This window comes from Phycisphaerae bacterium, from assembly GCA_035384605.1.
In the GTDB taxonomy this organism is placed as follows: Bacteria; Planctomycetota; Phycisphaerae; order UBA1845; family PWPN01; genus JAUCQB01.
In genome coordinates this window covers 1-15,978 of record DAOOIV010000046.1, presented here as the reverse complement: position 1 = coordinate 15,978, position 15,978 = coordinate 1, and the positions used below count along the sequence as shown (strand labels likewise).

At 62.3% G+C, this 15,978-nt stretch carries 11 protein-coding genes; 3 read left to right on the top strand and 8 right to left on the bottom strand.

What is annotated here, in order from left to right; translation table 11 throughout:
* Position 1 precedes the first annotated feature (1 nt).
* Positions 2–2,425, bottom strand: a complete 2,424-nt coding sequence (locus PLL20_11625; protein ID HPD30638.1) for a tetratricopeptide repeat protein — start codon at positions 2,423–2,425, stop codon at positions 2–4.
* Between the two features lie 29 nt (positions 2,426–2,454).
* Here PLL20_11625 and PLL20_11620 point away from each other — a divergent pair, with 29 nt between their 5' ends.
* The 3 genes from PLL20_11620 (at position 2,455) to PLL20_11610 (ending at position 6,143) form a co-directional block, all read left to right on the top strand.
* A complete protein-coding gene (locus tag PLL20_11620; protein HPD30637.1) occupies positions 2,455–2,628 on the top strand; it encodes a hypothetical protein in 174 nt (57 codons plus the stop codon).
* Positions 2,601–4,652: an FAD-dependent oxidoreductase gene (locus PLL20_11615; GenBank protein HPD30636.1), complete on the top strand. Its 2,052-nt coding sequence runs from the start codon at positions 2,601–2,603 to the stop codon at positions 4,650–4,652. The genes PLL20_11620 and PLL20_11615 overlap by 28 nt, the downstream gene beginning before the upstream one ends.
* 147 nt (positions 4,653–4,799) lie before the next feature.
* Entirely contained in the window at positions 4,800–6,143 is a 1,344-nt protein-coding gene (locus PLL20_11610; GenBank protein HPD30635.1) for an APC family permease, read from the top strand.
* Between the two features lie 23 nt (positions 6,144–6,166).
* Here the strand turns inward: PLL20_11610 and PLL20_11605 are convergent, their stop codons facing one another.
* The 7 genes from PLL20_11605 to PLL20_11575 all read right to left on the bottom strand — a co-directional run.
* Entirely contained in the window at positions 6,167–7,093 is a 927-nt protein-coding gene (locus PLL20_11605; protein HPD30634.1) for a sigma-70 family RNA polymerase sigma factor, read from the bottom strand.
* Between the two features lie 167 nt (positions 7,094–7,260).
* Positions 7,261–8,694 (bottom strand): hypothetical protein, encoded by a 1,434-nt coding sequence (locus PLL20_11600; GenBank protein HPD30633.1) that lies wholly within the window; start codon positions 8,692–8,694, stop codon positions 7,261–7,263.
* Positions 8,695–8,698: 4 nt separating this feature from the next.
* Positions 8,699–11,857 (bottom strand): protein kinase, encoded by a 3,159-nt coding sequence (locus PLL20_11595; protein HPD30632.1) that lies wholly within the window; start codon positions 11,855–11,857, stop codon positions 8,699–8,701.
* 58 nt (positions 11,858–11,915) lie between these two features.
* Positions 11,916–13,496 carry a hypothetical protein gene (locus tag PLL20_11590; protein HPD30631.1) on the bottom strand — a complete coding sequence of 527 codons (1,581 nt, stop codon included), beginning with the start codon at positions 13,494–13,496 and terminating at the stop codon, positions 11,916–11,918.
* A gap of 71 nt (positions 13,497–13,567) precedes the next feature.
* Complete coding sequence (locus tag PLL20_11585; protein ID HPD30630.1) at positions 13,568–14,428, bottom strand: hypothetical protein; 861 nt, start codon at positions 14,426–14,428, stop codon at positions 13,568–13,570.
* A gap of 210 nt (positions 14,429–14,638) precedes the next feature.
* Positions 14,639–15,160 carry a ribose 5-phosphate isomerase B gene (gene rpiB / locus PLL20_11580; GenBank protein HPD30629.1) on the bottom strand — a complete coding sequence of 174 codons (522 nt, stop codon included), beginning with the start codon at positions 15,158–15,160 and terminating at the stop codon, positions 14,639–14,641.
* A partial coding sequence (locus PLL20_11575; protein ID HPD30628.1) for a Sua5/YciO/YrdC/YwlC family protein occupies positions 15,157–15,978 on the bottom strand: 822 nt, incomplete at its 5' end. The genes rpiB and PLL20_11575, both read right to left, overlap by 4 nt.

Genomic DNA, 15,978 nt, shown 5'->3' with positions numbered 1-15,978 from the left:
ATTATGGCTGTTGCTGAGGAACGGTGTCCACCCGCTCAACGGCAAAATGGACGGTCTCGGTCTCGTCATCGATCTTGAGAATCACGACCACATACGCACGACCTGACTCACCGTAACCGCCGATCCGGGCTCCTTGGGGCTTGTCCTCATACTTCTTGCTCCGCTTGCCCACGCGAATCTCAATATCGGCATCAAGCGGGTCTGCGTCGGTATCCAGAAGCTTGACTACGATCCCATCGACCGTTGCCAGTTCCTTGGTGAACCGGTCGTCGTCGCGACTGACGACGCCCTGAAAGACGCGAACCGGGCCTCGGTCTTCGGCCGGGGCCGTCGAAGCCGCTGACGTCGAAGCCGGCACGGGCACCGGCCGGGGCTGAGTCGCAGGAAAGGACCGGACATCTGCACTGGCGGGCGCGGCTGTCGCGGGTTTTGACGCGGAAGGAACCGCCGGTGCCTGGTGGGCGACGGGTGCCGTGGCGGTCGAGACCGCCGGCCGTGATGCAGGCAGAATCGCCGGGCCGGACATCTTCTCAGCCGGATGCTCGTCCCGGGCCGCCACTCGCTTGGCGAGGGCAAGCCGTTCACTTGCGATCTTCTTGCAGGCGGCCAATATGTCCCCGCTCACCACCGACCCGAAGACGGCATCCAGAACCGACCCCAGAGTCTGCGCGTCGGGCATGGACACAAGGTCGAAAAGGAATCGAACGTTGAACTCGGTCGCCGTGTCCCCGGTGGCGGCGCCGGCCGCCTGGAGAAAAGATCCGGCATGTCCCCGGTACATGTCCGACACTCTGGCCCGCAACACCGGTCGAAGCACCGCGATACCGTCCGCCGTCAACGGCCCTGACGCATGCACCACCGCGACGGGCCTCGCGGTCGCAGCGGTACCGCCTGGCGAGGCAGATCCTTCCAATGGAAGCATCTCCACACATTTCCAAAGTAACCTGCCGCTCGATACGTCGACCATGTTCATCCGGAGATCCAGTCGGGACGTACCCGATGCTGCCGACTCCGGGTTGCCGACGTTTACCTTGACGATGTCCATATTGACGAAGAGAAATACGTTGGGACCTCGCAGCCGCCGGCCCACGGCCTGGAGCTTGTCGCGATTGTTCACATCGGCCGATGAAACGGCGAATTCCGCCAGCAGCTTCGACAATATCGATTGTTCCGTCAGGCAAACGTGATCCGGACGCTGGTCACCGAGTTCCTCGAGAAGCACGGTACAGACGGCCATGATGTCGTCCAGGCGGCGTTCGTCTGATGGTGCCAGCAGCACGTTGAGGTTGTATGCGATAGCTCGCCGGATTCCCTCCTCGGCCGTCAGACAAGCCTGGACGACCGGTTCGGGCTGTGTCGGGGCCAAGGCCAAAGCCTGCACGGCGTCGACCCAGGCTAACTCCCATGCTCCCTGGGCCTTGTGGCGGCGATAGTCTTCCATGAGTCCAGCGATCCAGCCATCGAGCACCTGCTTTCGCTGCTGCCGCAGGCTCTCGCGGTTTGGCTCCAGGACCATGGCTTCGTCCAGCGTTTGAAGAGCCGCCTGGAAACGGCCGGCCCGAGCTTCGTCCCGCGACCGGGTCGACAACTTGTCGACCACTTGCCCTTTGACCCGGTCAAGCGTCGATACTATCTCGTCGTTGTCCGGCCAGAGCCCCGCCGCCTGCTGCAACGGACCGAGCGCGCCGCTCGAGTTCCCTGCGTCAATCATCGCCTTGGCCGAGTCAAACACCCGCTGTGCCTCTCGCCGGTCTTTCACCTGCTGTTCGATTCCAACGACTTCGGTATTGTCAGGGGCTACTCGCCGGACCTGCGCGCAGGCCGCCAGCGCCGCATCCCAGTCACGCGCGCCCAAGGCTCGCCGGGCGGCCAACAACTGGCGAGCCGTGACCGTATCGGCAGCCTCCTTCCGCAACAGTTCAAGTTGTGGATGACTCCGGTCGATTCTCCCGGCCTCGGCGATCAGCCTCGCACCCTCGGTCCATTCCTGGCGGGCCAGCGCCTCGCGAGCCTCGGCAATGGTCTTCTCGCATTCGGCAATCTGGGGGGCAATTTGCGCCGCCAGAGGCACGCCCTCCGGGTGCGCGGGTACCAGCTTCAAAGCAGTATCCAGCTCCTTTTGTGCGTCGCTGAGACGTTTCTCGGCAACGAACTGTGTGGCCGTTTTGACGTGCTGGTCGGCAGCCAAAGACTTGGCCTCGAGCAGGCCGTTATGGTACCTGCTGTTGCCGGGAGACTGAGCCAACGCCTCATCAAAGGCCGTGACTGCCTGGTCATACTGACCGGAAGCCATCAGCATACGACCGCGGTCGTAGTGTTCCCGGCCGGCACAACCGGCCAGGAGCATCATGCCCATCGCCAGAACCGCCAGACCCCGCCCCGTCTGCACAAATCCGTCACCCACCAATCGTCCATGCGTCATCATTCCGCTCACCTTCTGCCACGCAGGGGAGAATGCTGCATGAGAAGCGCTGTATCGGCATTGCCGCCTACGGCCGGGATGGCTGCGTGGCCGGGAACACACGTGGAGCCGGCTTTCACGCCCGCCAAGCCATCCCCAGAAGTGATGCTACCCTCCGCCGTCGGGACGTCAACAAGCCGTGGACGTTGACGCCGAAGGGCAACTAGCCTCATACTCCCAAACCGGCCCCGGGCAGTGCCGAGGGCAAATCCGTCACATCCGCATCGAGAGGAGCGTTGAGATGACACAGGATCAGCAAGATTACCGGCATCTGACACGTCGGGACCTGTTCCTGGCCGCTGGAAGCGGCGCGGCGCTGACCCCGCTCCTGGGTGGGTGCAGGGCTGAAAGCAGCGGCCTGGGGCAAGCCGGGCAAGCCGATGCCGCCGCTGTCTTTGAGTCTGGAAGCCGCCTGACCCGATCGAACAAGATCGAGGCAGACGTGGTCATTGTCGGGGGTGGCATGGCAGGCGTGTCGGCAGCACTGGCAGCTTTGAACCACGGGGCCTCGGTCGTGCTGGTACACGATCGGCCAGTACTCGGGGGCAACGCCTCGAGTGAAATCCGGCTCCACATTCTGGGAGCCGACGAGCACGGGGCCCGCTCGGATACCGACTCCCGCGAAAGCGGTATCATCGAGGAGATTCGCCTCCACGAGGTCGTCCGTAATCCGCACCGTTCCTATGGAGTATTTGATCTTCTCCTTTACGAAATGGTCTGCCGCCGGCAGGGGCTTACTGTCCTGCTGAACACCTCATGCTGCGGCGCGGTGATGGCTTCCAAATCGCGCATCGCGGCCGTGCTGGCCGCGAGACCCGGCACGCAGGACGTGTTTACGATCAGCGGCAAGATGTTCATCGACACCAGCGGCGATGGGCGACTGGGGGCTGAGGCCGGCGCCGAATTCCGGACCGGACGGGAGGGTCGCACGGAATTCGGCGAAGATTTGGCTCCACCGCAACCAGACAACCAGATGCTCGGCAGTTCGATCCTGTTCACCACCCGCCGATACGATCAGCCGATCCCCTTTACGCCGCCTGACTGGGCACTGCGTTTCCCGACATGCGAGGATCTGCCTTACCGTTCGCACGGTAGTTGGGAATGGGGCTTCTGGTGGGTCGAATGGGGAGGCCATATCGACACCATCCGTGATAACGAGAGAATTCGAGATGAGTTGATCGCGGCGGCCCTGGGCGTCTGGGACCACATCAAGAACAGCGGCAAACACCCCGAAAGCGCCAATTGGGCGCTGGATTGGTTCGGATTCATCCCTGGCAAGCGCGAGAGCCGGCGATTCGTCGGCGACCATGTGCTGATCCAGCAGGAAGTGCAGCGTGGTGAACAATTCGAGGACGGCGCGGCCTACGGCGGGTGGCCGATCGACTTGCACCCGTCGATTGGGATTCACAGCAAGGAGAAACCGTGCCTGCAAATCCGCGTGCCGATGTATAATATCCCTCTGCGCTGCCTGTATTCACGGAACATCGAGAACCTGTTCTTCGCGGGCCGGGACGCAAGCATGAGTCACGTGGCCTTCGGCAGCACCCGCGTAATGGCAACCGGTTCGGTCATGGGGCAGGCAGTCGGCACGGCGGCGGTCATGTGCATCCGAAACAAGTGCACACCCCGTGAGCTCGGCAGGCAGGCCATCCACGATTTGCAGCAGCAGCTTCTGAAGGACGATGCCTACATCATCGGGGCCACAAACTCCGATTCGCTCGATCTGGCTCGAACCGCCGAGATCCGAGCATCCAGCGAGACTGTGCAAGGCAGGGCCGCGAACGTCATCGACGGCGTCACCCGCGGCGTCGGACCGGCGACGCATCGATGGATTTCCGACCCGCAGCAGAAGATGCCCCAGTGGATCGAGCTGCGGTTCCGTAAGCCGGCCCGGATCCGCGAAGTGCACCTGACGTTTGACACCGCTCTGAACCGAAGCATGACACTGACCCTCAGCGACCACCAGAATGCCAAGATGATTCGCCATGCCCAGCCTGAAACCGTTCGCGACTATGAGCTGCAGATTCTCGATAAAGGCGGGGCCAAGACAGTCGCCCAGGTGACGGGCAATTACCTCCGCAAGAAGCTCCATCGCTTTGACCCGGTAACCGCAAGTGGTTTGCGACTCAACATCAACGCGACGAACGGCGACGCATCCGCCAGGGTGTTTGAGATACGGGCCTACGAGTGAAATCGCATACTGAAGCTTCGATGTGAAACCTGACATCTTGCCGATCGGCCGACGAGCCAGAAGGCTGGATGCCCCCCAAGACCGTTTCATCATGCGGGGCGACCCGGTCAGCTATGCGCCGGCGGACTTGGCTTCTACAATGTCCCCATGACAGATGTATCTTCCCCTCCGCGTGAAAAGCCTGCACTTGCCCGCGAAGAGCATGCGCTGTTGCGCACCATGGGATTCTGGTCGCTGGCGATTTACGGCGTCGGCGATATGCTGGGCTCCGGCATTTATGCCCTGATCGGCAAAGCCGCGGGCGTCATGGGCAACGCGATATGGCTGGCGTTTCTCGCCAGCATGTTCGCGGCCATGTTTACCGGGCTCTCGTACGCCTGCCTCGGTTCCCGCTATCCGCGATCGGCCGGAGCGGCATACATCGCCCAACGAGCTTTCGGCCGGCCGATGCTGTCCTATCTCATCGGGCTCGCGGTGGTTGCGTCCGGGCTTACCTCTATGGCCACTGCTTCCCGGGCGTTCGCCGGCTATTTCATGGAGCTGAGCGGCCCCCTGCCGGCCCCGCTGATCATCCTGGGATTCATCCTTCTTCTGACCATCATCAACCTTCGAGGCATGCAGGAGAGCACGTGGGTAAACATCCTGTGTACGACCATCGAGGGCGGCGGCCTGGTCTTCATCGTGATCGTCGGGTTGCGGTACTGGGGAGGCGTCAACTACCTGGAAATGCCGCCGCACGCGACCGTCGGACCAGCATCGCTGGTTCTGCAAGGAGCAGTGTTGACTTTCTATGCGTTCGTGGGCTTCGAGGATTTGCTCAACGTGTCGGAGGAGGTCAAAGACGTTGAGAGGAACCTGCCGCGTGCTCTGGTGACGGCCCTGTTCGTCGTAGCGGGCCTGTATACGGCGGTGAGTATCACGGCCATCTCGGTCGTGCCGCACGCGGAACTCGCTGAATCCGGCGGCCCGCTTGTGGAAGTGGTTCGCCAGGCGGCGCCCTGGTGTCCGCCGGTCCTGTTCACCGGCGTATGCCTGTTTGCCATCACGAACACCGCGCTGTTGAACTATATCATGGGGTCGCGGCTGGTTTACGGCATGGCTCATCAGGGCCTGCTGCCCGCCGTCCTTGGTCGAGTCCACTTCAAGCGACGCACACCCGACTCGGCCATCCTGATACTGATGCTCATCGTGATTGCCCTGGCAATGGCCGGCGACATCTCCGTCCTGGCCAAGGCAACATCCGTGCTGCTGTTGGGCGTCTTCACGATCATCAATCTGGCACTTGTCGTGCTCAAGCGTCGACAAGGCGAACCCAAGGGTACCTTCGAGGTGCCCCTCTTCGTGCCGGTCGTCGGGGCGATCATCTGCGTGGTGCTTATCAGCCACGCCCAGATCCGAGAGCTGCTGATTGCGCTGATCCTGCTGGCCGGAATTGCGATTTTGTATGTCCTGGTTTCCCGCCGCCATCGAAGGACCGGGTTGCCCGACTGAACAGGGTGGGCCGACAATAGGCCTCACGGCTTCCGCAGGAAACCTACGGTCGATTCCATGATCCGGTCGCGGAGGCGGCGCGTACCGTCGTCGGCGGTCTGTCGGCGAAGATCATCAAGGTTCGCCCGGCAGAACTGGCAGCCAAGCCGCTCCAGGTGGAAGGTGACATAGTCCTGCCACTCCGGCTCCAGCGTGCCGAGGAGGTAAGCCCCAATGGTGCTGCGCTTCAGGCAACTGAGCCGGCGTTCCTGCCAGATCTCGCAAAGCATGGCATCGGAGCCTTCGGCAGTCAGAAATGAATCGTCACAGGCCGCCGACGAATTGCCGAGGACCGCGGTCATCCGCTCGGCAAGCTGCTTCAAGTAGCGGTGCTTGGTCACGGCCACGTGATTCTCTCGGACCCCGGCGATGTTGGCGATATCCTTGTTGCGTAATCGGCAGTAGAAGAGCATTTCGGTGATCTTCAAATCGCGAAAGTTGAGCGATTGCTTGAAGCCGTCGACCAGTTCCTGCATGGCTTGGGCCAGGGCCTCGTGCCGCCGCTCCTGCTCCTCATCGCGACGGACGTACCAACTGGCCGTCTGATCGGGAGCGGCCAACCGGTCGGCGGCGTCGCCCGAGTCATCATGCCCCCCGCCGGGCAGCGCATCCTGAAGCAGGCAAATGCTCGATTTGCGGCCGCGGCCCCAGTTGATGATCTTTCTACGAAGAATGGCGAAGAGATACGTTTCGAGGCTCGCCTGTCCGCGAAAAGCCCCCAGCGACTGGACGAAACTCATGAACGCGTCCTGAACGAGGTCCTCGGCGTCGGCCGGGGTGCGCAGCTTGCTGCGCGCAAAGGCCTCCAGCCGGCCCTGGTAGCGGTCCACGAACTGCTCCCAGGCCTGCGGTCGACCCTGCCGGATCTGATCGAGCAGGTACTGTTCGGCCTCGGTTAAAATGTTCGCCACGCTGTCGTCTGTTTCCTCCAGGAAGCCGCAGAGGCGGACTGTAGGGCAGTGTCGAGGTCGCCGCAGCGACCGAGACCTGCCGTTTTCTTTGGCCAGTTACGCAGCGGCAGGTCTGCGCCGCCGGCGGCGGCTCCGACCGTGCCCTACGCGGGACTCACCCGCCGCCTTCAGGTCATGAGCAGCAGCACTACTGCCCCACCCAGCACCAGCAGCACCATGCTACCGCGCAGTAACCATGTGTAATACCCCCTGGTTGCCGCGTTCAGAAACGCATACACAACCGCGATCAGGACAGTCAACAGCGCAAGACCCACGATCGTCCGCGCCCACGACTTGCGGATCCGCAGGGCGGTCTTCTGTTGCTGAACGATCTGGGGGAGAAACGTTTGAGCATAGGCGGTGATTTGCCCATCCGATCCATCAACCAGCAGAGCGTGCTGCCAGACATCGCCATAAGGTCGATGAATATGCTGCGTGAACTGGTCGTCGACGCCGGTCCCGCGCAGTAACTCGGCTCGGATCTTCTCGTAAAGCTCAGGATCGGGCCGGCGCTGCTGTATCGCAATCGCGCCGCGGTTTGACTGGCTGGCCCCGCTGCTCTCCAGACGTTCCAGGGCGGTGCGGACGAGCGGAACCAGGTTCTTCGCGGCCTCGGCAATAGCCTGCTGTTCGGCCTCGCCGCGTGTCGGGCACAGCCGCTTCGAACGCGCGACCATCGGCTGCCGGCCGGATACTTGCGCGGCCCGGTCGATTCCGTACTCCACCCAGGGCTTGTTGACGAAGGCTGCGGTGTGCGTGCTCTTGCCCGCCGGGCCCGAGAGAACCAGCTCAATGGTCCCGTTTCTCTTTTGCGATGGAATCACGCCTCGACCACCATGAACGTAGCTGAAGTTCCCGTTGATCGCCAGCCGAACCGTCGCATCGGCCTCCGGCAGGGACGGAGCTGAGCCCGGACTGACCAAGACTCGCTCAACTTCTTCGATCTGTGCTTCTTGTGGCGACTTATCCATTTCGACGCGATCATCGCCGAGCTTCGCCCGCAAAGCTTGCAAGACTGCCGGCACAACAGCGGGCTCCAACTCACTGTCACCGCGAATCAGAATCTGGGTCGGTTCCTGTCCACCTGGCAGAACCCGATCCCAGGACTTGATCGCTTTCCGGGCCAGCGCTACGGCCGCGGATCGCTCCGAGGGGTAAACGTCAGCCTCGAAATCCGCCTGCCCGGCGTCAATCCACTCGTCGGTCACTGAGACGCCGTTGCCATTGACAACGATCGAACTGCTGCCCTCTCTTACGACAACGCCGTTGCTGCCGATAGTGACCCCTCGGACGGCGTGGCTCTCCATCGCCTCATCTTCGGGCGGGTACACAGCCTCAGAGAACAGTGTCGGCGATGACGTGCTGTAATGGACACTGCTCCTCCCCCAAAACATCGCCAACAACCCGAAGACGACCACCACCGCAACGCCGATTGCCAGACCGGCAAGCACGCGCCGAGCACCGCGGTTTCCAAGGATCAAAACCACAAGGCCGGCCAAGGCGATGAGTAAGAAGATTCCAAAGCAGCTGATTCCCACTGGCAGTGCCTCCACGTGTGTCATGGCATCACCTCCGCGCCGACACAGCATCGCCGCCGACAGTTGTGACATCCGCCTGCCGGCGATCGGCTGGCCAAAACAGCAGGACAATCGAAATCAGAAGCAATACCGCGGAGATAGTGGCCCCTTCCTTATCGATCGCGCCGAGTGCCGCGTCGATGGCCGGGCCGATCCGCTCGGCCTGCAACAGGGTCGATACTGTCGCCCATTGGATCCGGCTGGTTGCGTCGGCGAAAGCAGCCAGGCTCACACCGATGGCCACGGCCCCCAGCACCGCACGCAGGCAGTGGGCACCTCCGGACTTGCGGCGAGCGAGCAGGAGTATTGCACAACTGGCTAGAAACAGGAATACGGCCACGAAGGTGCCGATTCGCTCAAGCAGCTGCGGCCAGTTCGAATAACCAAACTCCCGGGTCAGTTCCTGCTCCAAGCTCTGATCCGGAATACCCGCTGCAATGATGGCCGGCAGATGAACGGCAACCAGCAGGCCTGTCAGCACACCCGCCAGCAGCACCAGCATGCCCACGCCGGAGAGCATCAGGCTTCCGAGTTCCAGGGGACGGACGTCGCCGGGCGCAACCATGGGGGTAGCGACCGCAGAAGCAGGCGGGGGTGAGATTTCGGTAGCGACCGTCGGGCGGCCCTTGAACTCGTTGGGGTTGGTCCACGTCAACAGCGGACGGCCTTGTTTGTCCGTGAACTGACCGGCCGCGATCATGATGATGTCGACAATCTGGCCGATGAAGAACCCGCCGAACGTGACCAGCCACAAAACGCCAGTCCCGATCTTGCCGACGTAGAACCGGTGCAGTCCGCCAATGGGGCACGCGAAGAACAGCAAGGCCAACAGCATGGCCCACAGACGGCCTCGCGGCGAGACGCCGGCGGCATGCTCGGCTCGGGGGGTTGCCCGTCCGGCGTCAGGAAAGGGCTGGCCCAGGACCGCGTGAATCATGCGGTTGGTTGTGCAGGCGACGAAGATGAAAAAGACCGCCGCGAACACGATCACCGCTATCGCGATCATCTCGTCGTCGTTGTGAAGCTGCATCGAGCCGAGTGCTACTGCCGAGGCGATGCCCGTCACGAGCAAGGCGATCATCAGAACCGGTTTTATCAGACCGCTCCACCAACTCACCAGGTACCGTTGCGTGGCCTTTACCAAAGCAAAGACGCTGAACAGCAGAGCCCCGATGCCTGCGGAAACGCAGCCCGCAAAGTAGTCGAGATTGGATGGGCTCGCCATGCCCGCGAGGATGAGGAAAATGATCCCGCCACCGAGGAGAACGGCGAACGCCAGCAGCGACAAGGCCCTGACAAACAACGGTACTTCTATTCCAGGAGGCACGGCAACGGGTAGCGGGCGAGGGCGATGAGCTTCAGCGTTCTGGATCTGCGGGGTTCGGTCGGCCGCCGGAGGTGTGCCTCTCTCGGGCGGTCTGGGATGATCGTGCTGGCCGTTGCCTCTTGTTATCCCAAGCTGTTTGCGGAGAGCCGGTGGGATGAACGCGCTGCCCGCCTGGACGGCCATCGACAGCCCGGCCAGGACGCCGATCATCACGATCGCGCTGGCGTCGGTGAAAATGCTGACCATGAAGCCGAGCAACCCGGCAGTAAAGGCGCTCTCGAACGAGATGCGCTGTTGACGCACGGGATTCATGCGACCCAACCAGTCGATGAAGAAGCAGGATGCCAGCAAGGGCAGCGCGTTGTCGTCAAGGGCTGCGTGGATCTGCTTGCGAAAGGGGCCGATTTCTCCGAAGAATACGGCCGCGAGTGCTCCCAGGGCGGCAGCGCCACCGAAGGCCACGTAACGACCCAGCCCGCGCTCTTTCTGCATCCGCTCGGCCAGCAGGCGCCCGGCGCGGAAGATGCCTAGAGACGCCAGCAATATCGCAACGGTGGCGAAGATGCTGAGTTCTATCGCGGGGCCTCCGTTGTGCGAGGTTGCCTCGATGATCCCGGTTCCGGCGCCCATGACGAGCGCAGCGACCACCCACAAGCGTTTCCTTGCCCGGCGGTCGAGTGGATCCAGTGCCGTATCGATCACGCCGTCCGAAGCCGGGGCGGCCGCGTTGGCATAGGGAAGTGCTGCCGGTTTCTGGCCGAACTGCCGGCCGACCCGGTCGCCGACCGCGGCCATCCGATCGCTCAAACGCTCGCCCCACTTGCCTACCTTCTCGCCGAAATCATCGATGTGCTTGCTGAGGTCCTGCCAGACGTCGCTGCTGCCGGCCTCCCCACTCGGCGCAGTGGGTCCCAAGCCCTGGGCATGCTCGGCCGATGAACCCGACCCGCCGACGGTCACCTTCTGGGCGACGCGGCGCGCGACCATCGAAAGACTCTCGGGCCGAAAGTGCGATACGCTCTGCTGAATGTGCTCGGCGCCAAAGACGGCTTCGACCATCTCCTGAACCGACTGGAATCGCTCCGCCGGCTCCTTGGCCATGGCCTTCCTGATCACCGACGCGAACGGCTCCTCGATCTGGCTGAGATCAGGCTGAGCCATGAGGTGCTTCATCAGCACCTCGCCGTGGCTGGAACCGAAGAAGGGAACCTGGCCGGTGAGCATCTCGTACAGGACGACGCCCAGGGCATAAATGTCAATGCTCCGGTCGTAGTTGCCCTGACCAATCTCGGGGGCCATGTAATGGACGGTGCCGACGGTGATCGTCTGAACCGAATGCCGGCTGGAAGCGATCATCTTGCTGAGGCCGTAATCGCCGATTTTGACGTAGCCGTCCTCGTAGAAAATGTTTCCGGGCTTAAGGTCGCGGTGAACAATTCCCCGATCATGCAGATAGGTTAATCCCTTGGCGATTTCGCGAAGGAAAAAGGCGGCCTTCTGAATCCCAAGGCCACTCGGGGCCTCCTGAAGCAGTTCTCGCAGCGACGGACCGGCCACGTATTCCATGATCACGAAGGGCCGTCCGTCGGCATTCCGCTTCACATCGAAAACGGTGACCAGATGCGGGCTTTTGAGGTTCATGCACTGGCTCACGCCGCGCAGCTCGATGTCCTCATAGCCCTGGACGACCTTGAGAGCCACCTCGCGGCCGCTGTCACTGACGGCATAGTACACCTCGCCGAAACCGCCGCGACCGATGGCCCGCTGGATGGTGTAGCCCTCCAAAGGCTGGTCGCCAAACTTGTATTGGAATCCGTCCATTGTCGTGGCTTCCCTTCAGCGGAACACAACCGGTCGATGCCGGTACCGCCGCGCGGTTCTATGCTCTGACCTCTGCCCTCGCGACCGCCAAGGAAATCGGTCCGATACAAGCACATGCACCGACAGGAATGCCGACCCGATCGTCGATCGGCCGGCCGTCGATCTTTACCACGGTCGTGCTTCGCACCAGAAGCCGTTCATCCCGAATATGCAGGACGGCGGGCGCATCCATCTGGTCGGCCCGGATATGAGCCAGGGACCCGGGGCCAAGCACGATCGACTTGTCCATGAGAATGACTCGTCGAGCGTCGCCGCTGGGCAACCGGCAACCCGACAGGTGCAGCACCGCCGAGGTACTGGCCGCACTGGGCAGCGTGAACTTCACGACGCATCTCGGCCCGAGCGAAATCTGATCGCCATCCGACAGCAGCTTTCGCTGCACCGGCATATCGTTGACGCGAACCGGCGTCTCCGACGAGAAGAAGTAATCATCATCCTGCCGTTCAATCGTCACCACAGGCAATCCGGCCTCGGCCAGCAAGGCCAGATCCGGCCGCCGCGATGAGCTGATCGGCCCAACGGTGACTCGCGGCTGTCGCAGGACCAGGAAACCACCCACGGTGTCGATCTGCAGCATGAAACGATCAGGGACTACGCCACCTGCGGCGTGTCCCTTCGCCGGCTTGGCGGGCGGCATAGTGTCGGTGCGGTCCGCCTCATAGGTCGGCACGGGAGTCCGGACGGGCGGACCGCTCCCCGTGAACCAGCCCAAGGGCCCCCGTCGCAGGTTCTCAGTCGCCGCCGCTGCTTGCTCTGCTTGTCGACATGCCTCGGTCAGCCAGGCGGCCTCAGAATAAGCCGCCGACAACCGATGAAGGATCTCGGCTGCCTGACGAGGTTGACCCCGCTCCAGGCAGCTTGCGGCACTGCGGCACTCACCCAGGCACCGGGTCAATTCCTGGATCTGAAGCGTCGGCTTCGTCAGCGAAGCGAGGTGCTCGAGCATGGCCTCGGCAGCGTCTAATCGTCCCTGATTGATCGCCTTGCTGGTCTGATCGGCAACCAGCACGGTGGCGCGGTCCATCAGGTCGGCGGTTTGCGGGTTGCTGGCATGGGCTTGGCGAGCCTCTCGAAGAGACTCGATCGCCAGAGCCCAATCCTGTTTGTTCAGGGCCTGCTCGGCTCTGTTCAGAGCTTGTTCTGCCCTGACCCTGCGGGCCTCAGCTTCCCTGCGAAGCGTCTCGGCAGTCTCGCTTGCGACGTCCGCCAAGACCTGCTCGCCAAGCGAAAGCCATCCGTCCCGGATGTGCTGACGGGCCATGGTCACCAGCCCGGCTTGTCGGCGCTCGACCTGCTGGCGGTTCGCGATCGCATCGGTCACAGCAGCACGCAGCGCAGCAGTCTCAGGCAGATTGCCCCCCAGCCGCTCCGCCTTCTCGCAATCCGCCAGAGCCTGGCCAAGCCGCTCGGCCGAGAGATGATCCTGCCCTCGGGCAACCAACTTCCGGACAAGTTGACCGATCAGGTCCTGGCCTTCCCGGTGGGTCCGGAAATCCTCGGCCCGAGCCAGCTCGTATGCCTCGTCTAGCCGGCCGTCCTTCAGCGCAGTTGCAGCCTGTTTTATCTTGAGAATCAGCACTGATCGGACTCCTGCCCCCAGAACCCCTGCCGACGATCACCACCAGTATACCCGCTTGCGAGCGGCCCCACTCATGGGGTCGGGGTGCGAGCGCCGGCCTGTCCCATGGCGATCGGGCTGGTCGCTTCCGCGGCTGCCGCCCCGACCTGGGCCGGTTTGCCGCTGAAGTGCTCTTCCACCTGGGCCAGGAGGTCCTTCTCGCTAATCACGTCGATCTCGATCGGCCGCACAAACTGGGCCTCATGGGCCAGAACGCGCTCGGCTACGTCGAGTCGTTTCTTGATGTCGCCTATGAGCTTCTCGGTTTGGGCCAACTTGCTGTTGTCCACCCGCACCTGCGAGGTGGTCGAAGCGGCCTTCAGGAGCCGGTGCTGGCTGTCCAGAGCCGCAATCCGGTCTTCCAGACGGGCCTTTTCGCTACGCGTCCGCTCGAGCATCTGCATAGCAGCCTGCAGCGATTTCTGGCGGGTGTCCAGCAGCCGCTGCTTGCCGGCCAGCACTACCTCGGCCTCCTTGTACCGATCGAAGGCCCGAGCCAGCTCCGCCTTGACTTGGTCATGGGTGTACTCCAAGCCACCGAAGACGTAGCGGACTTGCTGTGCCTTCAGCGTATCACCGAGCTTCGTGATCCGGGCTTTTTCCTCTGCAAGAGAGGCTTGACCCCGCTGAATCTCCTCCTTGAGGTTGGCTATCTCGACCTCTTCCTTGGCGATCAGGCCAACGTTGGCCTGCATCTCGGGAATGATGTCTTCCAGCAGGTCTCTGGCTCGTTGCAGCTCGAACTCGATCGGCACCGAGTCACGGACTGCCGTCCGCACCGTCCTGGTGGAAGTCCAGAGGTAACTGCCCAGATCGGTCCCAAACAAAACACCGGCCGTCACGAGCAACCCCGTCAGTCCGATTACCCCATACTTGATGGTTTTCCTTAGCATCTTAAGTCTCCTTCTTACAAGAGCTTATGGTTATCAAACCCCTTTGGACCCCATCGGTCCACACTGCCTTAGTCACCTTTGCGGAGGGTTTGTTACAGAAAAGAGGGCGGCCCGACGTCAACAAGGACTGGATTCAGGAGCGGAATCGAAAACTGGGAAACACAGAGCCCGCACGGGAACAGGCCTCCCACGAGGTCTGGATCAAAGCGATTACATCTTCCGAGTGGCCTTGCCGTGCTCTGAAAGAGCGGCAGCACTGCCCTGCTTCATGGCTTCGCCGACGTTCTGCCCTTCCTTCATCTCGTACTCGGCGATGCGCCTGAGCCGACGCTCGTGCCGGCCGCCCTCGAAGCCGGTGTTGAGATAGACATCCACGATCCGACGCATCAGTTCCTCGCCAATGAGGTCGGCGGGCAAGCAGAGCACGTTGGCGTTGTTGTGTCGCCGGGCCATTTCGGCAGTCAGTTCGTCGTGGCAGCAGGCAGCACGAATACCGTGGACTTTATTGGCCGAAATCGACATTCCGATCCCCGTGCCGCACAAGAGAATGCCCAAATCGGCCTTGCCGGAAGTCACCATCTTGCAGGTGGGGTAGGCAATATCCGGGTAATCACAACTCGCCGGACTGTCGGTGCCCATGTCCAAGACCTCGTAACCCTTGGAGGCCAACATGGACTTGATCTTCTCCTTGGCCGCATATCCCCGATGGTCTGATCCGATGGCCACTCTCAAAGAGCTATCTCCTTCAGCCGGTTTCTCAGTGCCTTCTCGAGTCTATCGGCGCATTGGCTGTAGACCTCATCGTTGCCACCGACGGGGTCTTCGATGTCTTCCTCATCGATGGTTCTGACCAAGGTTCCGGCACCAGGTCCCAACGAGGTGACCATTGTCGCATGACTGGCAGTCATGGCAAAGATGTAATCGGCTCGGCTGACCAGATCCGAAGTCAGCGTCCGGGAACGGTGTCCGGAGATGTCGATTCCCCTGAACTCAAGGGCCCTTACGGCCGCCACAGAGGGGGGAGCACCCGTGCAGGCGCTCGTTCCGGCCGATTCCACCGTGAACCCGCGAGCTTCCAGTTCAGTCTCCGCACATCCGAGCTTCTCGGCAAGCAGTCTCCGAAGCAGACCCGCTGCCATGGGGCTGCGGCATGTATTTCCGCTGCAAACCAGCAGAAAAGTCACGTGGGCCAGCCGACGAATGGTGCGCTCGTCCAACACGCCCTCCCGAAGAAGCTCGTAACCCTTCTCATCAACCCGAACGATCGTGGATGGCTTGGCGTAACGGGTTCGGCCGGCATCCAGCACCAGGTCCACCTGTCCACCCAGGGCCCGGAGGCACTCCTCCGCTTCGACCGGGGCCGCCTCACCGCCGGGGTTGGCACTGGCTGCCACAACCGGTGTCCGGACCGCCATCAGCAGGTCACCTGCGACCCGGTCATCAGGGCAGCGAATACCGATCGTACCATTGTGATAGAGGTTCTCCGCGCACCCCATGGAAATCTCTCGGACAACAGGTGCGGCCTCGATGTCGGCCACGTGGAAGACCAG